General features: G+C 60.6%; 15 protein-coding genes. 2 read left to right on the top strand and 13 right to left on the bottom strand.

Annotated elements, in window-relative coordinates:
• The first annotated feature begins 282 nt into the window (after positions 1–282).
• Together C7H84_RS32145 and C7H84_RS32150 are read left to right on the top strand one after the other, a co-directional pair.
• The gene (locus C7H84_RS32145) at positions 283–1,308 is read left to right on the top strand and encodes a fatty acid desaturase (RefSeq protein ID WP_121862585.1); all 1,026 of its coding nucleotides are present in this window, start codon (positions 283–285) and stop codon (positions 1,306–1,308) included.
• A gap of 218 nt (positions 1,309–1,526) precedes the next feature.
• A complete protein-coding gene (locus tag C7H84_RS32150) occupies positions 1,527–2,735 on the top strand; it encodes a benzoate/H(+) symporter BenE family transporter (RefSeq protein ID WP_121862586.1) in 1,209 nt (402 codons plus the stop codon).
• Between the two features lie 73 nt (positions 2,736–2,808).
• On the opposite strand, the gene icmH is transcribed toward C7H84_RS32150, so the two are convergent.
• The 13 genes from icmH to tssB all read right to left on the bottom strand — a co-directional run bounded on the left by icmH (position 2,809) and on the right by tssB (position 21,994).
• Positions 2,809–4,026, bottom strand: coding sequence for a type IVB secretion system protein IcmH/DotU (gene icmH, locus C7H84_RS32155; protein ID WP_121862744.1), 1,218 nt, complete (start codon positions 4,024–4,026; stop codon positions 2,809–2,811).
• Positions 4,027–4,045: 19 nt separating this feature from the next.
• On the bottom strand, positions 4,046–8,140 hold the full coding sequence (tssM, locus tag C7H84_RS32160) for a type VI secretion system membrane subunit TssM (RefSeq protein WP_121862587.1): 4,095 nt from the start codon (positions 8,138–8,140) through the stop codon (positions 4,046–4,048).
• Positions 8,141–8,165: 25 nt separating this feature from the next.
• On the bottom strand, positions 8,166–9,425 hold the full coding sequence (tssL, locus tag C7H84_RS32165; protein WP_121862588.1) for a type VI secretion system protein TssL, long form: 1,260 nt from the start codon (positions 9,423–9,425) through the stop codon (positions 8,166–8,168).
• Positions 9,426–9,571: 146 nt separating this feature from the next.
• The gene (locus tag C7H84_RS32170) at positions 9,572–9,835 is read right to left on the bottom strand and encodes a PAAR domain-containing protein (RefSeq protein ID WP_121862589.1); all 264 of its coding nucleotides are present in this window, start codon (positions 9,833–9,835) and stop codon (positions 9,572–9,574) included.
• A gap of 40 nt (positions 9,836–9,875) precedes the next feature.
• Positions 9,876–10,928, bottom strand: a complete 1,053-nt coding sequence (locus C7H84_RS32175; protein ID WP_240462155.1) for a tetratricopeptide repeat protein — start codon at positions 10,926–10,928, stop codon at positions 9,876–9,878.
• Positions 10,925–12,571: a DUF6396 domain-containing protein gene (locus C7H84_RS32180; protein WP_240462156.1), complete on the bottom strand. Its 1,647-nt coding sequence runs from the start codon at positions 12,569–12,571 to the stop codon at positions 10,925–10,927. The genes C7H84_RS32175 and C7H84_RS32180 overlap by 4 nt, the downstream gene beginning before the upstream one ends.
• A 12-nt stretch (positions 12,572–12,583) precedes the next feature.
• Entirely contained in the window at positions 12,584–14,554 is a 1,971-nt protein-coding gene (locus C7H84_RS32185; RefSeq protein ID WP_121862590.1) for a phospholipase D-like domain-containing protein, read from the bottom strand.
• Positions 14,555–14,584: 30 nt separating this feature from the next.
• Entirely contained in the window at positions 14,585–17,314 is a 2,730-nt protein-coding gene (tssI, locus tag C7H84_RS32190) for a type VI secretion system Vgr family protein (RefSeq protein WP_121862591.1), read from the bottom strand.
• Between the two features lie 71 nt (positions 17,315–17,385).
• Complete coding sequence (gene tssK, locus C7H84_RS32195; RefSeq protein WP_121862592.1) at positions 17,386–18,732, bottom strand: type VI secretion system baseplate subunit TssK; 1,347 nt, start codon at positions 18,730–18,732, stop codon at positions 17,386–17,388.
• Between the two features lie 31 nt (positions 18,733–18,763).
• Entirely contained in the window at positions 18,764–19,267 is a 504-nt protein-coding gene (tssJ, locus tag C7H84_RS32200) for a type VI secretion system lipoprotein TssJ (RefSeq protein WP_121862747.1), read from the bottom strand.
• Between the two features lie 81 nt (positions 19,268–19,348).
• Positions 19,349–19,834 carry an Hcp family type VI secretion system effector gene (locus C7H84_RS32205; RefSeq protein WP_121862593.1) on the bottom strand — a complete coding sequence of 162 codons (486 nt, stop codon included), beginning with the start codon at positions 19,832–19,834 and terminating at the stop codon, positions 19,349–19,351.
• Positions 19,835–19,930: 96 nt separating this feature from the next.
• Complete coding sequence (tssC, locus tag C7H84_RS32210) at positions 19,931–21,424, bottom strand: type VI secretion system contractile sheath large subunit (RefSeq protein WP_121862594.1); 1,494 nt, start codon at positions 21,422–21,424, stop codon at positions 19,931–19,933.
• Between the two features lie 27 nt (positions 21,425–21,451).
• Positions 21,452–21,994, bottom strand: a complete 543-nt coding sequence (tssB, locus tag C7H84_RS32215) for a type VI secretion system contractile sheath small subunit (RefSeq protein ID WP_121862595.1) — start codon at positions 21,992–21,994, stop codon at positions 21,452–21,454.
• Positions 21,995–22,014 lie beyond the last annotated feature (20 nt).

Consider the following 22,014-nt stretch of genomic DNA (forward strand, 5'->3'; position numbering starts at 1 on the left):
CGGTTGCCGGTTGCCGGTTGCGGGCTGCCGGCTGCCGGCTGCCGGCTGGCGGCTGGCGGCTGGCGGCTGGCGCCAATGCTTATCGGCCGCGCCGCGATAAGCAAATGCGAATTGCTTGGTTTGACTGGCGACGCGGCCCGGTTAGCGTTCCATTGTCGCGATCGTTCCGAGCGAGCCGCGACACCTGTCGGCCAATCGCATCACGCCGCGCAACGGCGCGATCGTCCGCTGTCCGTATCACCCGCATCGACCGTATCACCGGTTTCATCCCGCCCCAGCATCATGGCCGAATACTTCGACGTCGACCACGCGCGCGCGATCGCCACGCTCGGCGCGCGCTTCACTGCCCGCACCGAGTGGCCAACCTGGCTGCTGGTTGTCGCGATCTACGGCGGCTGGCTCGCCGTGCTGCTGCTCGTGCGTGCCGAGCGCCTGTCGCTCGCGGCCGCGACGCCGCCGCTGATCATGCTCGGCGCGTGGCACATGTCGCTGCAGCATGAGCTGCTGCACGGGCATCCGACCCGCTCCCCATTTGTGAACCGGCTGCTCGGCTATCCGCCGCTGACGATCTGGTATCCGTACACGCTCTATCGCGACACGCACCTCGACCATCACCGCGACGAGGACCTGACCGTGCCGGGCGTCGACCCCGAATCGAACTACGTGTCGCGCGAGCAGTGGGCGCGGCTGCCGCGCTGGCGCCGCGTGCTGACGGTTGCGCGCACAACCTTCATCGGACGTCTGGTATTCGGACCGCCGACCAGCATCGCCGCGATGATCCACGACGCCTTCGTCGCGTTCCGGCGCGGCGACTTTCGCTATCTGCCGATGTGGGCAACGCACGCCGCGTGCGCGATGGCGCTGCTCGCGTGGCTGCAGTGGGGAATCGGCGTGCCGTGGTGGTACTACCTGCTGGCGATCACGTGGCCGGCGCTGTCGCTCGCGATGATTCGGTCACTGTTCGAGCATCGCGCCGCGCGGCATCCGAAGGCGCGCATCGTGATCAACGAGGCCGGCTTCGCGATGCGGCTGCTGTACCTGAACAACAACTATCACCTCGTGCATCACGACCTGCCGAAGCTGCCGTGGTACGACCTGCCGCGCGCGTACCGGATGCGGCGCGATGCGTATGCGGAAAAATGCGGCGGTTTCGTGATTCGCGGTGGCTATCGCGAACTGCTGGCACGCCACGCGTGGACGCCGACCGATGCGCCCGTGCATCCGTTCGACCAGGGCACGGCATCCCTGTCGACGGGGAGCGGCGCGAAGGTGGCCGCGGTCGACGGTTATCTTCAGATCAGTACGTGACGGTGACACGTACGTAACGCCCGACGGCACGCGACTCCGCCGCAACCCCGCCCGGCCGCGCCGGCACGTATTTCTTACGAAAAGCCGACAACTCCGATCGCCAGCGGCGAATTGCCAATTCCATCGGCAATGTCCAGAATGACGGCTCGTCCGGGGCTTCCAACAATCATTCGCCCCGGCTCAGCCCTCCGGCCGCACGCCGCACTCCCCAAACGACGATGCAACCGAACACCTCGCCCGACGCGATCCGCTCGATCGGCAACGACTGGTCCGTCTCCGCGATCACCGCGGGCTTTCTCGCGGTGCTGATTTCCTATGCGGGCCCGCTCGCGATCTTTTTCCAGGCGTCACAGGTCGCGCATGCATCCAACGAGATGGTGACGTCGTGGGTCTGGGCGATCTCGATCGGCGCGGGCGTGTCGGGGCTGTTCGCGAGCTGGAAGCTGAAGGTTCCGATCGTGACCGCGTGGTCGGCGCCCGGCACCGCGCTGCTGGTCGGCCTCTTTCCGCAACTGACGCTGAACCAGGCCGTCGGCGCGTACATCACCGCCGCGCTGATCATCCTCGTGATCGGCATCACCGGGTATTTCGACCGGCTCGTGCGCCACATTCCGCGCGGCATCGCATGCGGGATGATGGCCGGCATCCTGCTGCCGTTCGGCATGCACGCGTTCTCCGCCGCGACCGCGCAGCCGGTGCTCGGGTTCGGGATGATCGCGGCGTACGTGATCTTCAAGCGCCTGCTGCCGCGCTACAGCATCGTGCTCGTGCTGCTGACCGGCGCCGCGCTCGCGACACTGCTTGGCATGGCACATCTCGGCAACGTGTCACCGAGCATCGCGCGGCCGATCTTCATCGCGCCCGAATGGACGCTCGGCACCACGCTCAGCCTCGCGCTGCCGCTCGTCGTCGTCAGTCTCACCGGTCAGTTCCTGCCGGGGATGACGATCCTGCGCGTGTCCGGCTATCACACGAGCGCGCGGCCGATCATTACGGCGACCAGCGTGATGTCGCTCGTCGTCGCATGCTTCGGCGGGATCACGATCGTCGTCGCGGCGATCACCGCGGCGCTGTGTACCGGCAAGGATTCGCATGAGGATCCGGACCGTCGCTATATCGCAGGCATCGCGAACGGGGTGATCTACCTGATCGGAGGGCTCTTTGCGGGGACGATCGTCACGCTGTTCTTCGCGCTGCCGAAGGCGTTCGTCGCGATCCTCGCGGGGCTCGCGCTAATCGGCGCGATCGGCGCGAACGTGCACGGGATCTTCGAAGACGAGGACCATCGCGAAGCGTCGGTGATCACGTTTCTTGCGACCGCGTCGGGGATGACGTGGCTCGGGCTCGGGTCGGCGTTCTGGGGGATCGTGATCGGGTCGGTCGCGTATGTGGTGTTGAGCAGGGTGCGGGGGCGTGGGGGGGATTGAGCAGGCCCACAATGCCTGCTGCACCAGATACGTCCGTTGTATCAGCGAATCGCGGCGCGTCCCACCCCGCCGTTCAGTTCGTTACGGTCACTTCGACGCGGCGATTTCGTGACCTGCCCGGTGCCGTGCCGTTGTCAGCGAGCGGATCGGCATCGCTCTGTCCGGTTGCGGATATGTTTTGCATCGGCACCCCCGCTGCCACAAGAATTCGCGCGACCTGTCGAGCACGGGCTTCGGAAAGCGCCTGATTGTTGTCCCGGGATCTGGCTCCAGCCGGTACGTTATCGGTGTAACCAACGACCTGTACCTGCGCGGCGGGTACAGATGCAACAATGGTCCGCCCCACCGTCGCGATCATGGAAGCCCACCAAGGCGCGACCGTCACGTCACCCGATGCGTACATGCCGTTGAACCGGAGTATCAGTGCGTTCGTCGCAACATCCTTATGCAGCTCGATGTTCCCGGCAGCCACCTCGTCACGCATGCTCAAGTCGAGCTGTTCCGACAGAACATCAAGCGAGGACGTCATCGTAGCCGGCTTGCCATGCATCCAGTGGCCCATCACCGCATAACCCGCTGCTCCCAGAAACAACGCAACGGCAAGACTAGCGCCGATCCACCAACGGGTTCGACGCACCGGTGCGGGACGTACCCACGGGTCGACAATCGATTGCCGGGGCGGCCGGATCAGCGCACTGTCGCGCACGCTTCCGAATCCACCGGTCACGACAACCCGATGAACGGCTTCGCGAACATTCTGAAGCCGGGCCGAGCCATCGTTTGCAAAGCGATATCGCCCCTTGAAACCTAGATCGAGGACGTTCTGGTACAGCTCGATCAGATCGAGATGTTCTCGAGGATTCCCCAGCGCGTCGTCGATCAGTCGAAACACGCGATCGCTTCCCTGACGATCGTGACCCAACGCCGCTGCCAGGCTGTTTGACTGCCAGTCGATTCCCGTCGCCCCGCCGTTGCCCCAGCGCATCTGCATCGCCGCTTCGTCGAGCGCGGCGCACAGGCAATAGCTCGCGCGAACCACGTGATCGGAGCGCAACTTCAGCTCGTTGCAGACACGCGCGAACACCCTGAGCTCCTGTTCCAGCCACCGGCGTCGGTACGCGACGGCGTCTGGTTCCAGCCCATCGGGCGTATCCGCCAGCGCTCGCAACAAGATGCGCGCGGATTCGAGCAACGGGTTGACCGCTTGCTCCGCGCCGCTGAGACGCACCGCGAGCGGCGGGGATGCCGGCAACGCGGCAGTACCTCTCGGATCGGCCGTCGAAATCGTCACCGTGCACACTCCTCGCGATTCATTGAGCGGTATTGACCGGGCTTGCCGGCAACATGCCGCGCGGCAATCCCGGCGGCGGGCCGCTGTCCGACAGACTGAACAGCGGCATCGAGCTCGGGCAGCGGAACGTCCTCAGCACATCGCTCGTCAGCGGATTCGCCACACTCCCGGTACTCGCAATATCGAGCGCTGCCTTGCGACCGTCGAAATCGAACGCGACACGGGTGCGGCCGGGCGTCGCTGTTTCGACGACCCGTCCCCGCTGGAGGAGCCGCATCAGCGCCCACGGTCCGTCGGCCGCGATCGTCGACGTCTCAGGACGAATGCGCGGGTTCGCGGTGATCTCCGCATGGACGCCGCCACGCGGGCCCGGCCACGATACCGTGAACGGCGCCACCGGCCCATGCTGATAAAGCGAGGACTGGCCGTCGACGTCAAGCGACAGGCCCATGATCGCCGGATCCAGTTCGGGAATGCGGATATCGGCCTTCCATGTGAGCTGTTTGTGACCGGGATCGTTGAAAAAGACGTCGCGAATCGCCTTCGCATGCTCGAACGGTTCGAGATCCGGCCCTTGCACGGGTTCCGTCGCGCCGGGCAGTGTGCGGTACCGCCATGGCTTCGCCGATGTGTCGACGAAGGGCGACAGCGTCTTCACGAAGAAATCGTCAATCACGCCGCCTTGCGCGAACACGCGGGTGAAATCATCGATGCCCACATCGCGCTTGCTGTCGGGCGAGAACGGGTAGTTGCCGTCGATCGTCAGGCGGCACGTGTCGCCGACCGTCGCCTGCATCTGGCGAGACAACAATTGCCCGATACCCTGGTTGACTTCGCGCGAGCTATCCGCGGCAAGCTGCAGCAGCACGGCTCGGAAAGGCGCGGGCATCGTGTTGGCAGCCATCTTGAGCTTCGCCGCTGCGTCGCTGGCCGGCGGCATGCTGTTGTTCGACAATGCATTATCGGAGACCGTGAGCGCCGTGTAGTAGTCGTTCAACAGGTTGGTCACGCCGTCGAGGCCCGTCGCGCCGCCGCCGTGAGATGCCGCCTGGGAAGCGCCCTCTGAATCGGCGTTGCCGGTCACGACTTCGCGCAGCGCGGCGAAATGGGCGTCGACGATGTCCCGTTCGACGCGCTCCGACGCGCGAATGCCGAGCGCCTTGTCGGCCTTCTGGTTGATCTGGTCGGCAGCTTTCTGGAGAAACGTGCCGCCCGATCCGCTCACCGGCGCCGTGAGCGTCGTTTCATGCACCGCCGCACGGGCCAGCCGCACGAGTGGCGAGTCGGGAGCCGCGAAACGGCGCAGCACCTGGAGATTGAACGCGAGGCTCGTGCCGCTCACTGTCCGGATGTCGTTGAGAAACGCATCCCATTGCTGCGCGTACTCCGTCAGATATTCGCGGCGGACCGCATCCGTCAGCGCGTCGTCCATCCCCGTCGCATGGGTCACGATTTCAGCCGTTTTTTTTTGAGCCGAATCGGCGGTCCCCGCTAGGTATGAGCGCCCCATCACCCACGCATCGTCATCGCGAGCAATCTGCACGAATTCAGGCAGCCGCTTGTCGAACAGATTCCGGTAACCATCGAAGGTGAAGAGTCCCGACACGCCGCGCGACAACGGCGCGTCGCTCGCCCGCGTGAACACCGTGCCGGCCTGCGGGCCCACCGCGCGCAGCAGCGTGAACTCGTCCGGCGCCTCCTTCTGCATCGCCGCCTTGGCGCGCTCGTACAAGCGCCCCGTCGCGTTGCTGCCGTCGAGAAACGCCCGGGTGCGCTGGATCAGCGCGTCATTGCGAATGCGCGGCGACTTCACCACGCGATCGCCGGAAAAGAGCTGCTGGACATGGTCGACCATTGATGCGCGGCCACCGAAGACCGCGGCACTGTCATTTTTTGCCCAATCGTCGAGCACCCACGTCTTGACGTCACCGGCATTGAACTTCGCGGCGTCGTAGAGCATCAGGTAGACGCGCAGCGCATCGTAGGCGGCCTTCGAATCGTTACCGGCGATCGCGCCGGACATCACGTCCTCCATCCGGCCCACGATTTGCGGCAACAACAGATTGTCCTCAAGCGCATCGTACGTGCGCCCGCTCTCCGTCGCGATGCTCGACGGCACGTACAGCGCATAGCGCCACTCGCTGCCGGGGTCGGAGATATCCAGATGCGGAAAGGTCGGCAGATAGCGCGCTTCGGTCAGCGTATCCGGCACGGCCTCCAGTTTCGGCGTCTTGTAGAGTTGCGTTACCCTGGCTGTCAACGCCTGTGCCTTGCGCCCCATCGCGTCGAGATAGTCGCTGTTGTGGCCGAAGCTCACACGCAAGCCGATCATCAGCCACACGAACAACAGCAGGGTCAAGGTGTGGCCGATCAGGCGCAACAGCCGATAGCGGAATTCCCAACGCAGGTTGGGGCTTACGAGATGCGCCTCCGGGAACACGACACGCGTCAGGAGATCGTGCAGAAAGAAGCTCCGGTTCCCTTCGGCACGCTGCGGTGAAACGGCAGCGTGGTCCTGACCCGACAGCAGGCGTTGAACGAGCGTATGGCGCTCCGCAACGACCTCGCCGCCCCACTGCCGCGCGCTTGTGAAATACACGCCACGCAACGTCGCATGGAGTTGGGTATCGTCGTAGCGCGAATCGAGAAAGACCCGGTCGATCAGGTCCGTCAACGGCCCGAGCAGTGCAGAAAACTCCTCCGGGAGCGCGGCAAGTTTTCGCCGCTTCAGCAAATCGTACTCATCCTGCAGATGTGTATCGATCGATTCGCTCAAGCGTTCGGACAGCCGGGTAAGCTCATGGTGGCAATGCGCACGCAGCCCCTCCTTCGCAACCGTTTCCTTGCCGTACGGAAGCGTGAAGCCCCATGTCTGTGCCCGCCCCTCCGATGTGAGCGTGCCGAAATACTCCGAGAAGCCCGTCAGGCCGTCTACCTTCGTAACCATCACGTAGACGGGGAAGCGGATGCCGAGCTCCTGGCGTAGCTCGGCGAGCCGCGCACGCAATGCAGCTGCTTCGGCGATACGAGCTTGTTCATCGGCGCTGGCCAGCGTCGCAAGATCGATCGTCAGCAACGCACCATTGATTGGCGCACGAGGCCGGTTCCGGCGCAGCATGCCGAGAAATCCGAGCCATTCCGCGCGGTCGATATCCTGACGACCATGGCGCTGGGCCGAACGACTCGGAGCCGAATCGGCACTCGATTTCGAGGCCGTGACCACCTTCGATTGCGTCGACGTATCCTGTTTCGGATCGTCTTCGGCACGTTTCTCATCCGGCTTTGAGTCGCGAGTATCCACGCCGACAGTATTGGTTGCCGGTGTCGGTTCATCAACGTCAGCGGTCGGCGACGTGCCATGACGCGTGTAGTAGCCTGCCGTGTCGATGAGAACCGCATCATTGGTCAACCACCAGTCCACCGAGGCAGCGTCGGCGACAGGCTTCCCCGCCGCGCGCTGCATCTGCTCGGCAACGGGAAACGCCAGTCCGCCGTTCATCAGCACGCTGGTCTTGCCCGACCCTCGCGAGCCGAGCGTGATGTACCAGGGCAACTCGTACAAATAGCGCTTGCCCTGGAACAGCCGACCCAGACCGCGTGCCCCCGTGCGCATGGCTTTGAGACGTGCGAGCGCGCTAGTCAGGATCGGTTCAATTTCTCGAAGACGCGATGCGGCGGGCGACTCGTCCTTCTTGTCGCCTTTGCGCAGCATTTTCTTCAGGAACGCATCGTCTGCGCGCATCCTCTGCCAGACGCGATACATCCCGAAGATCAAGAGAACGCCCACTACCACCGCGATTGCCGTGAGTCGGGTCGACACCGGCTCGAGCGGAGCCATATGACCAAACGAAAGCAGCGGGCCCGCGTACCAGATCAACAAGCAAAGCAGTGCGACGAACACGATGATCGTCGACTGACCCACGAGCCAGAGCAGCACCCCGGCGAGCAGCAATGCGATCAACAGCACGCGCATGCCGGCCGCGGCGAGCGGCTTCAGGCCGCCGAACGCGAAAAACGGCCCCACGAACCAGATCACCAGTGCGACGACAATCAGTGCGAGGAACGCGAGGAACTGGCGCGAGGCCAGAAACGACAGGAACTGGAACTTCTTCATGTGTTATTCCGGAAACGGATCTCGCTTATCGCGCGACGACGATCTCGACACGCCGGTTCTGCGCGCGTCCCTGCACGGTGCGGTTGTCGCCGACAGGATCGGCATCGCCCTTGCCTGCAGCTTCGAGACGATTCGCCGGCACGCCCGCGGCTTGCAGCATCTGCATGACCTGAATGGCCCGCTCTTCCGACAGCACCTGATTCGACGCGAAATGACGGCTGCGAATCGGTACGCTGTCCGTGTAACCAAGAACGGCTACCTTGCCGGGCACCTTGGAGATTTCGGCGGCGATCTTTGAAATCAGCGGGTTCATCGACGGCTGGACCGACGCGCCGCCCGGCTTGAACATCGCGTCGCCGCGGAACGTCACGGCGCTGCGGCGGGCGTCTTCGTCGACGCTGACGGTACCGGCGGCGATTTCATCCTTGAGCAATTGCTTGAGGTGCAGTTGCGGGGGGGCTGGGGGCGGTGTCATCGCGGCGATCGCGGCGATCTGCTTCTGGACCTCGGCGGCACGGTTCATCAACTCGTATTTGAACCAGCCGAACAGGCCGAGAAGGATCACGGACAGGACGGTGACGGTGATCCACACAGGGAACTCGTAGAAGGACAGGCGCTTGCCTTTTGCCGTCGATTGCCAGTTGGGTGACAAGGCCATCGGCACCGGTTCGCGTTGCGATGTGATGACGTTGTAGATTCGCTGGCGGATCGCGTCGTGCTTGCGTTTGCTATCGGCGCCTTCCCGGTAGCGGCCCTCGAAGCCGAGACTGAGGACACGGTAGATTACCTGGAGCAGATTGCGATGCTCATGCGGGTCCTCGAGCAGACGGCCGATCAGGAGATAGACTTTGTCACCGCCCTCGAGGTCTCCGTGAAAGGTCATAGCAAGGCCGTCCTTGATCCACCCAATCGCCGACGAGTCCTTTTTTCCCCACGCGGTTTGCGTTGCAGCTTCGTCCAACGCCGTGCAAAGGCAATACCGAGCGCCGATCATGTGATCGCGGCGAATGTTGGTTTGTTCGCAAAGCTTGTCGAATACCCTCACCTCCTGCTCGAGGAGCATACGCAGCGCAAGTATCTGCTCTGCTTCAAGATGTTGGGGCATATCAGCTTGGGCACGAAGCAGCGGGGCCGCCGCTTCGAGCAATGGATTGCGCGCACGCTGGACCGCCGAAAGCCGCTCCCGAAACGGGATCGTCTTCGCGTCGGCAGATTCACGTCCGTTCTCGGACGAGGTCGCATGATCGGCAGCGGCAGATGGCGTCCCACTTGATTGATTGTTCATAGGCACACGTGAATCGATGATCTTTTTAGGATTACAGAATTCGTTCCGTCCGACGTCATCTCGAAATCAATGCTCTTTCGAGAAACCGGCTCTTATAAGAAAAACTCTCAGGCTCTAGCGTCGACGCAAAATTAAATCCGACACGCTTACGAAACCGATACTGTCGCGCGTCGGCTGATTAATGTGCATCCGCAAGTGGCGCGGTGTCTTTCAAGGGCCGCCGGCTGACCGTCGATCATGAAAGTTGCATCGCCTTCCTCGATTCGATTCATACCGTGCTCTGCGCAGCGAACGATATCGAATCTACGCGCAATAGCCTTTCCTTCAACGATATCGGCGTCACTACCGGTCAATACCTCGCCACCGTATGGCACGAGCGTGTCACCGACCACAATGATCTGTCTGGTCATATTTTTCGGTTGATTCGATCTAAAGTGAAAACTCGGCCGTTCATTCGGCGGGCGTCACCGCCTTGGCTGCATCGATCAATGTTTTGACGTTGCCGTCCCATTTCGGCAAGGGACTCGGTAGCAATGGCAAAACCTTGTCTAAATTCGGAAGCTTGAGACGTCCCTGATAGTGCTCCAAGGCATCGCCAATCTTGCTATAGCGATCAGCACGCGCCGCGTCAATATGGCCGACAAGATTGCGGCCGTCTGTCAAATTGAATCCGTCGAATTGGACAAAGATCGCATTCGCACATTTAGCACTTCCTAGTTTTACACCATCATGCAGTGTCTCTAGTGCGCGTCGTTTCGCCTCCGGCGTTTCCGGTCGAGCATAGATGTAGCTGAGTTTGTGTGCTGCATCGCCATATCCTTGCGCCAGAGCACACTCGAGCATCTGCGTCGCTATAGGCACATTTCCCCAGAACTCACCATCCGGATCATCATACGTCCCAGCCATCTTGTAGCCGAGAAACGTCATGGCTGCGGGACTTCCCATATCTGCCGCACGTTGAAAGAATGCATACGCAATCGTCGCGTTGCCACCTCTAACCAGACCTCTCTGGTGGTACGTACCCATGCGGTCATAGGCATCCGGCACGCCCAGCGTCATCGCCTTTTCCACCCAACGGATCGCGACTTCTGGATTGTGCTCCGGCACCCCCGGATATGTGCTCAAAATCAACGCCGAGAGGTTCAGCATCGCCTTCCAGTGATTACGCTCCGCTGCTTGCTCGTATAGCCGGTAAATCTTCACGTAATCGCGGCGCTTGTAATACACATCCGGATCGTCCAGTGCCAACGCTTGCTGGAACCACTGCTCTGCCTGCGGATCGATAGGCGGCACGTGTTGGTCCTGATACACGCACTTGAAATCTTTACGGTGTGGATTAAACAGCGGTAGTTTCTCGTAGCGGGGTAGATCAGACACGGCAGTGGTCAACTTATCGGTCAAGACGGTCAATGCTCCCGCCTGCACACTGCTCGCGAGCAGACACAACCCTGCAGCAGCGACGCGCACGTTTCGACCCACCGCAGTCGTTACGGATTTGCTCACAGCGAGATCCTCTCGAAGCCATCTTCCGTTTTCGTATTGGCTCCGCCCAAGAAGGTCCACTGTACGTGCTTCGATTCGATATCCAGATGGCGATCCGCAGGCGTAGGAAACGACTCCCCTTTCAGTACAAACGCTTGCTGGTCCCAGCGATTGTATAGAACGGCAAACGGGTGATCCACGCCAACTCGAGCCTCCCAGATACCCGTTCTCGGACACCGCTCCACCCCGCGACACGAAAGTTGCTCAGGGTGCGGCGCGAGCTGGCGTAGAAATCCGGCATCGCGCAGTTGCGCGAGAAAAACCGATCGGGTCGGCGGCACTGGCCGTGGTTCGCCCAAGTAATGCCACTGCACCTGTTCAGCTTCCAGCCAGCTCATGTGCGGCGGCTCAAACCGCTCACCTGCCCGATAGCGTTCGGGGTTGCCATTGCGGGCATATCGCAGTTGATCCTTGCGCATGGTCGATAGGCCGTAAAGGGCGAGCCAATAGCCGGTCTCCGGCACAACCTTGTCACCACTTACAGCATATGGGCTCCGCTGAAGTGACAACACGCCCTCCCCTTCGGGCATACGCTCTCGTCCCTCACGGGTGGATATGGAGCCCTTTTTGACCGGCGGCGTCACAGCCTTGGCCGCGTCGATCAATGTTTTCACATCACCGTCCCATTTCGGCAGAGACGCAGGTGGTAGCGGTAGAACCTTATCGAGGTTGGGTAGTTTCAGACGGCCTTGGTAGTGCTCCAAGGCGTCGCCAATCTTGCTATAACGTTCGGCGCGGTCCTTGTCGACACGGGGAGCAAGACTTTTACCATTTTTTAGATAAGTACCATTGAATTCGACTGACAGCTTATTTGAACACTTCGCGCTACCGAGTTTTACGCCATTATGAAATGTTTCAAGTGCAATCGCCTTGGCTTCAGATGAATATCCACTTGACTGCAAAAAACCCAACTCATACGCAGCATCGCCATACCCTTGCGCAATCGCACATTGCAACATCTGCATAGCAATTGGTCGATTTCCCCAAAAGTCGCCGTCTGGGGAATCATAGGTGCCGCCAAGTTTGTCACCAAGAAACGTCATGGCTGACGGGCTTCCCATGTCCGCCGCGCGCTGGAAGAAAGCGTACGCGCTTGTCGCACTGCCCCCTCTGACCAACCCTCTCTGGTGGTACACCCCCATTCGGTCATAGGCATCCGGCACGCCCAGCGTCATCGCCTTTTCCACCCAACGGATCGCCACTTCGGGATTTCGCTCCGGCACGCCCGGATAAGTGCTCAGAATCAAGGACGAGAGATTGAGCATCGCCCTCCAGTGATTACGCCCCGCCGCCTGTTCGTACAGCCGGTAAATCTTCACGTAATCGCGCCGCTTGTAATACACATCCTGATCGTCCAGTGCCAACGCTTGCTGGAACCACTGTTCCGCCTGCGGATCAATCAGCGGGACGTGTTCGTCCTGATACACGCACTTGAATTCCTTCCGGTGTGGATTGAACAAGGGCAATCTCTCGTAGCGCGGTTGATCAGACATGGCTGCGGTTAATGTGTTGGTCAAGTTAGTCAGAGGGCTCGCCTGTACGTCGCAAGCATGCAGGAACAAAGCAATGAAAATGAAGTGCACAAGGGCATTCGAAAAAATCATCATCACCTCCACTCACACGGTCACGGTTCCATCAGAGGGTGGAATCGTGACCTGAGCGTGCATAGTTGTTGTCGCTCGATAGTCTTCGAATTCGAGCAAAAATCCTTGCATATCCATGCGATCCTTTCTCGCCAAGGCGTTTTGCTTCATTAGGTCGCCCCATGCTTTGTACACACCGGGAACCAGGGAACGCTCACCCGTCCCATTGATCCCCCCTCCGGAGTGCAACATGAACACCCGCTCACGCAGCTTCGCCGCCCACTCCTCTCCCGTTGCCGCAATGTTGATCTCGCTATTCACCGACATACTCCGCTGATTCAAATTCGCACTACCTAACGTGACAAACACATCGTCTATCAACATCAGCTTGGAGTGGATGTAAATCTCCCGGTACGCCGTCTTGCCCCTCACCATCCCGCTCGTGCGTAATCGCGCTACACTCACCTTCAGGCCCAGCGTGCTCTCCAATTCCTCCACGCTTGGACGGTCGAGCACCTTGTGCCTGCCCATGACCGTCATTGGACGACCATGTTCATCCTTCAAGTTGATAGCGTACTTGGCATCCTTCGAGTTCTTATAGTTCTGACTCATCTTTCCTGAATCCACCAAATCAACCTGATTCGGCATCGTTTCGCTGCGACCAAATTCCGTCAATGTGTCAAAGGTGCGCGGCACCATTCCATCATCTTCGGGATGCGGAATGACAATGAACAAATGAAGCTTGGGAACTTCTGAAATCGGTTTCTTGGAGAGTCGATCCCACGCATCGCAGAATTTCCCCCGCTGCTCCTTCAGATGGCGCGCAAATTCAGGATAGTAGAAGTACTGATTTTCAATATAGATGTAATTGCGCGCGTAGCTAGTCGCCTGGAAGTACACTTCCTTGATGCTCTTCTCCCGTTCGTGCGGCTGCGTGCGCACAATCTGCACGGCGTGTCTCGAATTTTTCGGCAACGTGGGAATCCGGGGTGGCGACTCCGCCAGCTCCTTTGTCTTCAGGGCAGACGGCGCAAACAAATTCCAACCTTGCTCAAAATTATGGTGCAGACGCTTGAGCGCGGGCCCCACCACTCGGCAAGCGTAATCTTGTAGTGGTTTCGCGTGCTTATATTGCCCTCCGCCAATCCCATTTTTTGGATTTTGTGTAGCTTCTGCTTGACTCAGCTCCCCAGCAACTTTCCCTGAAGACCACGTCTCCCGGATGGAATCGTCGATATCATGTTTTTCGCTATCCCAATAGTCAGTCACCGAATTCAGCCCCATGACATAGCCAATGGCATGGCGCCCCCCATCGTACGCATAATCGATCAGTATCGGCTTTTGATGGTGCGTCGGGAAGTTCCAAAGCAGACCCGCTTCGTCAACCGGGTTATACCATTCGTACGCAGGTTCATCCTTTTCCTTCGGCACCGTATCGATCAAAGCCTTGACATCGGATCTGGTGATGCTTCGCAAAACAATCTGCAGCTTCGGGTTTCTTCCTTTGGCACTTTGCGACGAAGGCAGATTGTTCTGCCACCACTTCACGCAATAGTCGTGACGGGCATGGTTGCCGTATGGCGAGCCAAGCGGGCCATGTTTGGCGTCGGTGTACCCCGGCATATTGTTCTGTTTGGTCGACGCAAGAAGGTCATACCAAATCAGCAGTCGCACACGCACCGGGTTCCTGGCTCGCGTGGTAATTTCATCCAGCAACTCGCCGTATGTTTGGCCGCGCTTCCAATGCTTTCGGGTACGGACAAGCTCCATTCCAGGATCGAAGCCCCAGCAGACAATGTCCACGGTAGATTTGGCGTTGCGAATATCCTTCTCGATTTCCTTGAAGCCTTCCTGTCCGCAGATAAAGAACTGCAACGCATTGCCATAGGTGATTGGATTCTTCTCGCGCTTCTCCAGCAGCCATTGCACGGTGCCCTGCGCTCTGCGCCCGGCTTCATCGATCGCGATATCAACAGGATTGTGTGTCTTGATGTCGTGAGTCATGTTCTCTCTCCGTTGCGTTTAGAGCACGAGTTACATACGCTCGCCGCGATTCGAGCGCAGATCGGCATGCTCGGGATCGTGATTGAGCGCGTCGCGCACCTTAAGATTGAATTGACCACCGTTGCTGAGCTCTACTCGATATGCCTTCGTTCCTGGCTGATGGTCTCGGACAATCACGCGACCGAACTCGTCCGTCACCCCTTCTCCGATCTTCGTGTTTCCCTCGAACAATTCGTACGGTTCGTCCACGTACCGGTTCGCCTCTCCCGGCAGCGCACCTAACGCAAAATGCAGGTTTTCCGGCAATTCCGGCGCGTCGACCGCAAGCGGAGTGCTCTTGTTGTCGGGACCAGTGAAAATACGGCCGGCAGCATGGACTTCGAACTTGCCTCCCGTGCCGCTCCGGATCTCGCCGGCATTCCAGCGCGTATAGCTGCCTCCACCGCTGATTTCCACTTCCTTCTGAGCATGGATGCGAATCCTGTCAGCCACTACGGTCACGTTGAGCTTGGCCAGCACGTTGATACTGTCCTTCAACGCCTTGAGGTCAATGTCGCCGGCGGCGGCCACCAACCGCATGCCGGCCTGATAGACAAAAAGCCGAAGTGCCTTTCTCGCGCTTGCGAACAGCCCGCCACCCGTGCTGATCGACACATCGGTGCCAGCGGTCACCGCAGTGGCACGACCGCTACTGAGATGAAGTTGCTCGGGAGTGCTGCCGACGATACCCACGGGACTAGCGAGTACAAGCTGCGGATCCTTGAATTGTTCGAGCTTGCCACCTCCCCGAACGGCATCAGCCTGCGTCTTAAGCGAAGCCGCAACGGCGGATTGCTCGCCATCGTGTGCGTTCGCGAGATGCGCTGCCTGCGCCAGGTTTTCGGCTAGTTCCAGAGATTCGGCAAGTTGCGCCTCGATCTCGTCGACACTAAATGCATCACCGTTTGCAGCTGGTCTACTAAAGGTCGTGAGCAGCAATCCCTGAGCGCCTCGCACGGCCGCCTTGCCGTCCGTCCGAAGCTCGGCACCCCGGCCGCGCTCGTCCTGCCGACCAGTGTTACCCGCGATACGCGTGATGTAACCCAAATTCAGCTGCGAACTGCCTTCATCGCTCGAGAGATGTGCCTGAATCTTTCCGTTCGTATCGTCGAAAGCCAGCGTATTCGCTCGCCGAGCGCCAACTTCCTTGCTGCGAAAACCAGCAAGCGTCTGATTCTCCGGCAAAGCAAACGGCGGCTTGTTGAACGCATTCACCGCACTGCCGACGATGATCGGCAAGTCCGGATCGCCATTCGCGAATGCAACCTCAACCTCATGGCCCCGGCGCGGCAGAAATATCCCGCCGAACTGATCGCCATGCCAGGCACCAGCAACGCGCACCCAACAACTCGAACGTTCGTCGTTGTTACCGAGCCGATCCCACAGAAACTGCAACTTCACTCGACCGTACGCATCCGTCCAGATTTCCTGGTTCTCCGGACACGTCACAACGGCATATTCAACGCCGGTAATACGCGGCTTCGCGATCGTGCGCAGCAACCGGAACGGCTCGTGGGTCGGCTGCAACACGAAGTCCGCTTCGCAGTGGTATCGCTGACCGGACCCCGATGCCTCGCCGACCTCTTCGATCGTCAGCCTCGCGGCGATAACCGCGTACTCGCAGTTCGCGGCGCTCTGCGGGTAGTGCGAAAGCACAAAGGTCTGGCCAGTAACCAGCCCGCGCAGGTTGCCCTGGCCGGAGGCCCTGAGCCCCTGACAACGCCACGCCTCCATCTGCACTAGCGTTAGGTATTCCGCTTCGGTCCGCGGTTCGTTGGGCGCGCCTGACAAGCCGCCCGTACCGGCCCGCGGCTGCGCATAATCGCCCCACGTGTAATGTTCCTGATTCGCGAGCCCCGTATTGCGCGGATCTTCTCGTCCGACCGTCAGGTCAGCGCGCGGCCGAGTGTAGTCGTAATCGACACTGGTCACCGCACCGGCCGTCAACGCATTCGAGACCGACAGCGCATGAATATGCTCCTCGTCAATACGCCGGCTATCGGGAGCCTCGTAGCGGATCGTCGAATAGGCATCGCCATGCGGCTTGAGCGCGGCTATCGCATCGCACAGTACGAGACGGTGCTTCCCGTCGTCGTGCTCGAAGAAGTAGAAGATGCCCCACTCCTCCCACAAGCGCTGCAGGAACGTCCAGTCGCTTTCGTGGTGCTGACGCTGGATGTCCCGCTTGGGCCAGGTCTTGTTCGGACGCGGCGGCGTCAGTCGCTTGTCGACAGGGAACAGGTAGGCCGAGAGCACCGCATCGGTGATCTCGATCACGGACATGTCTTGGAAGATGCGGCAATCGCAGTTCTTCGTCGCCAGCCAGAGCCACGGTCGAAGCGTGACCGCGTACACGATCGATCGACCATCTTCTCGCAGGATGGATGCGTGAGTGACAATGCCGGTGATCTCGCGCGTGCCTGCGCCGATGTTCGCCATTCCAGCGTTGCCGGCGAGGCCACGAATGAAATGCCCGACGCCTTCGAGCTGAATCGAGACGGTCAGCTCGGTGCCGATCAGCTTGTCGAGATCGATGTTCGCGGCAATGCTCTGCGAGAACCCAAGTTCGTCCGGGGTTTTCAATTCGAGCGTGTACTCGAACAGCTCGCCGAGCGTTTCGCCGCCCGTAAGCTTCACCGGCGTGAGGATCGGACGATCACCGTACATCGGCAGGGCCGCGCCGGAAATCGACAGCGTCCGTGGTGCGTCAAACAAAGCCATTCCGACATCTCCTTGAATCGATCGAGCCATCGACTGCCGATAGCCACCCCATCGCTTCGAACACATCACGCTTACGTGCGCACGCCCCAAAGCTCAAGTTTGAGCGACGGAAACTCGCCGGCCACGTGCAACGCGATACCACCATGCCGCACGACTTCCTCCCAAAGCGGCCCGCCTTGCGTCAACTCGTAATAGATGTATCCCGCATTGAACGGAATCTGCCGCGGCGGCACCGGCAGCGCCTGCAAGCCGATGCCCGGCAGGTGGCTGCGCACCAGGCTCGGCAGCTTCTCGGACGGCCCCGCCTTCGCCTGCGCCAGAAACTGCTGCTTCAGTACGTCCGGCGGCATCGCCGCATGAACGGCCAGCACCAGTGCGGTAAAGCCCTGCATATCGACCGGATCGACCACCGCGTTGCGCATCCCGTGTCCACGGTCCTCGAACGCGATGCTCTGCGCACTGCGCACCAGCACGGCGTTCAGCAACCGATGCGTATCGTCGACAACCGGCTTCAGACACAGATGCGGCGTCGTGTGCTGATACGGCGGATGCGTGTCGAGCGGCCGACGCGTATCCGTGCGCAGATGCGTCGACAGTTCGCCGGCCATGCCGATCAGCAACGCATAGACGTCGGCCGGCGACACAGCCGGCACCCGCAGCATGTGCTGCAGCAACGGTTCGTAGCGGTTCAAAATCTGCAGCAGCAGGTAGTCCGTAACCGTCGCCGCGCTTGCCGTCGTCTCGTCGGTGCCGGCGAGCCGTGCTGCGAGCGCATTCGCACGCAGGTGCGCAAGATCGTGAATTTTTGTCACCCAGCTTGCGAGCAGGTCGCTCGCACCGTAACCCGACACAGGCGGCACCAGCGTATCGTCGAGCTCGATACTGCCGTCCGCACGGATCGTCTTGACACGCGTGAGTGCGAGGCCGATCCACGCATCGCCCAACTCCTTTTCCGGCATCAGGCGCAAGCGCAAATTCGACAGTTGCACAGACTCGGGGGCAAGGCCGATCGAATTCGTATCGCGCAGTTCCGTATCGAACACCAGGTAGCGCGCCATGGAATCCATGCTGTTCTCGAACGTCGTTTCTTCGCAGTTCGGCAGCCGGACCGGCACCGCGAGATAGATCACCTGATCGAGGTGCTCGGGCCGGATCGTCAGCGGTGGCGGCAGAGGCGTATTGCCCGGTGCATCGAACGGCGTGCCGTCGGCGAACACGCCGGCAGCCGATTTGACGATCACCTTCCCGAGCGCCAGCGACTCCAGGTCGAGCGCATAGCTCGCGAAGCCGAAAAAGAACGGCGACAGCGGAGCCGCACGCATATGCGCGTACTTCTCGAAGTAGCGATCCTGCTGCTGGAACAGTTGTGGCCGAAAAAACAGCCCTTCCTGCCAGGCGACCTTTGCATACCAGCTCATACATACCGTCCGGTTTGTTGCGCGTCGTGTTTCATTTCTTCGCTTCCTCGACCTTGACGGCCTTCGCCTCGAGATCGACAGTCAGTTTCAGCTTCGGCGTGAACAGGCGATACCACGCCTTGTCGGGTGCCGTCGGCATCGTATAAACAGAGCGCCATACCGCGTTCGGCAAATCGCGATAGGCTGCAATCACACCGATGGCGGTCGTCGCTGGGTCCGGTCGCCGAACGAAGATCTTGCGATCGCCGGGACGCAACTGCAGTTCGTCACGCTTCACGACGTCATCGCCCAATACCGTCTTTTCCTGGGTCTGCAGCGTGAAAAAGTCCGCCGTGCTGAAGGCGTTGTCGTTCTTCAACTCATAAATGCGAACGACGATCGGCGCGGCCCGGCCGCGGTCGTCAGGGTTGACGTCCGGTCGGGCGCTGACAGTCAAGTCAAGCCGAACCGGCTCCTTGGGCTTCGGTTCGCCGCTCGCACAGGCCGCAAGAACCACAGCGCCGGCAAGCGTGGCGGCAATCAAACTCGAACGCATGCAGATCTCACCTTGGAATGCTGCAGAAAGGCACTGCGCGTGCGCCGAGACACCCTTGCGCACGCGCAACGCCTCGCCGGCTTACGCTTCCTTGTTGCCCTTGATGTCGAAGCTGGCCGTCACCGCGCCGCCGCTGCCGCCTTGCGCGTTCTGAACGACGTACTCCTGCTTCACCTTCGCGAACGACAACGCCACCGTCTCGCGGCTCTTTTCGGCGTCGCTCTTGCTGCCGGACGGCTTCACGCGCGTGACGATCACGTCGCTCATCGTGACCTTCAGGTACTCGAGCGGGTTGCCGCCGGCCTTGCGCATCACGAGCGTCGCCTGGTCAATGTGCTTGCCGGTCAGCGCATACTTCATCAGGTTCGGACTCGCGCGATCGATGTTGTGTTCGAACGTGAGGTCCTTGACCGTCGCCTTGCCGGCGCCGCCACCGCTACCGGCATGCATCGACGATTCCTGGGTAATTTCCCAATCCCAGTTCAGGACTTCGATCTCGTCCTTGTGCTTGTCATCGAGCGATTCGCCGTTGATACCGTCGATCTTCAGAAAAATGTCCTGCGCCATGAGTAGTACTCCTTTACTTATGTGAGTAGAAACAGGCCGTTCACCACAAGATGAAACGCTTGAATGCCCGGCCCGATAAGATCGGTTACCTTCCGGTTACGCAGCTTCCTTGATCGACGGAAGCTTCGTCACGAGCCGCAGCGAGACCGTGAGACCTTCGAGCTGGAAGTGCGGACGCAGGAAGAATTTCGCCTGGTAATAGCCGGGGTTGCCCTCGACGTCTTCGACGAGCACTTCAGCCGCGGCGAGCGGCCTGCGCGCCTTGGTGTCCTGCGACGAGTTGGCGGGATCCGCGTCGACGTAGTGCATGACCCATTCGTTCAGCCAGCGCTGCATGTCCTCGCGCTCCTTGAACGCGCCGATCTTGTCGCGCACGATGCACTTCAGGTAGTGCGCGAAGCGCGAGCAGGCAAACAGATACGGCAGGCGGGCCGACAGGTTCGCGTTGGCGGTCGCGTCCGGATCGTGGTATTCGGCCGGCTTCTGCAACGACTGCGCGCCGATGAAGGTCGCGTGATCGGTATTCTTGCGATGCACGAGCGGAATGAAACCGTTCTTCGACAGTTCTGCCTCGCGGCGATCAGAGATCGCGATCTCGGTCGGGCATTTCATGTCGACGCCGCCGTCGTCGGTCGGGAACGTATGGCAGGGCAAGCTCTCGACCGTGCCGCCCGACTCGACGCCGCGGATCAGCGAGCACCAGCCGTACTGCTTGAACGAGCGGTTGATGTTGACGCCCATTGCGTATGCCGCGTTCGCCCAGCCGTAGCGGCTGTGATCCGAGCCGTTGGTGTCCTCTTCAAAATCGAATTCGTCGACCGGATTGGTCTTCGCGCCATACGGCAGCCGTGCGAGGAAGCGCGGCATCGTCAGGCCGACATAACGGGCATCTTCGGTATTGCGCAGCGAATTCCATGCCGCGTATTCGAGATTTTGCGTAAAAATCTTCGTCAAATCGCGCGGATTCGCAAGCTCCTGCCACGACTCCATCTGGAGCACCGACGGGCCGGCCCCGGTGATGAACGGCGTGTGAGATGCCGCGGCGACCTTCGCAATCGAACCCAGCAGATCGACGTCGGGCGGCGTATGGTCGAAATAGTAGTCGGCCACCATGCAGCCGTACGGCTCGCCGCCGAGCTGACCGTACTCCTGTTCATAGACCTGCTTGAAGAGCGGGCTTTGATCCCATGCCAGCCCCTTGTAGCGGCGCATCGTGCGGTGCAGCTCGGTCTTCGAAACGTCCAGGACACGGATCTTCAGATGCTCGTCGGTTTCCGTATTCGACACGAGATGGTTCAAGCCGCGCCACGCCGATTCCAGCGCCTGGTAATCGTCGTGGTGCAGGATCAGGTTGATCTGCTCGGAAAGCTTGTGGTCGATCTGCGCAATGATGGCGGCGATGCTCTTGTACGCGTCGTCGCTGATGGTCGCGGTCTGTGCAAGCGCCTGCTCGGCGAGTGTCTGGACCGCAGATTCAACGGCCTCGCGCGCTTGGTCGGTCTTCGGACGGAATTCCTTTTCCAGCAGTTGCGTGAAGTCGGATTCAGTGGCCGTCTGTACTTGCGCGGCCTGTGCGTGTTGCTTCGCCATGGTGGTCATCCTCGATCGGTTCGTCGGTCAGTTGGCTTCGTTCTGGTCGAGGGCACCCGCTTCATGTTGCTCGGGCTTCGGCGCAGCGGCCAGCGATTTCAGCAGCGCCGGGTCCTGCAGCAACTGCGTCACGAGCGCTTCGGCGCCCGACTTGCCGTCCATGTAGGTTTGCAGGTTCGCCAGCTGCGTGCGGGCTTCCAGCAACTGGCGGAGCGGTTCGACCTTGCGTGCGATGGCAGCCGGGGAAAAGTCCTCCATGCTCTCGAAGGTCATGTCGACCATCATCTGGCCTTCGCCCGTCAGCGTATTCGGCACGGCAAACGCGACGCGCGGCCGAATGGCCTTCATCCGCTCGTCGAAATTGTCGATGTCGATTTCGAGGAATCGCCGATCGGACACCGCCGGAAGGGGCTCGATCGGGTGCTTGCCCGACAGGTCGGCCAGCACGCCCATGACGAAAGGCAGCTCGACCTTCTTCTCCGAGCCGTAAACCTCGACGTCGTACTCGATCTGGACACGCGGCGCACGATTGCGCGCGATGAATTTCTGTGAACTGCTGGAAGCGGACATGGACAGGTCTCCTGAACAGT

This window comes from Burkholderia sp. Nafp2/4-1b, assembly GCF_003635165.1.
In the GTDB taxonomy this organism is placed as follows: Bacteria; Pseudomonadota; Gammaproteobacteria; order Burkholderiales; family Burkholderiaceae; genus Burkholderia.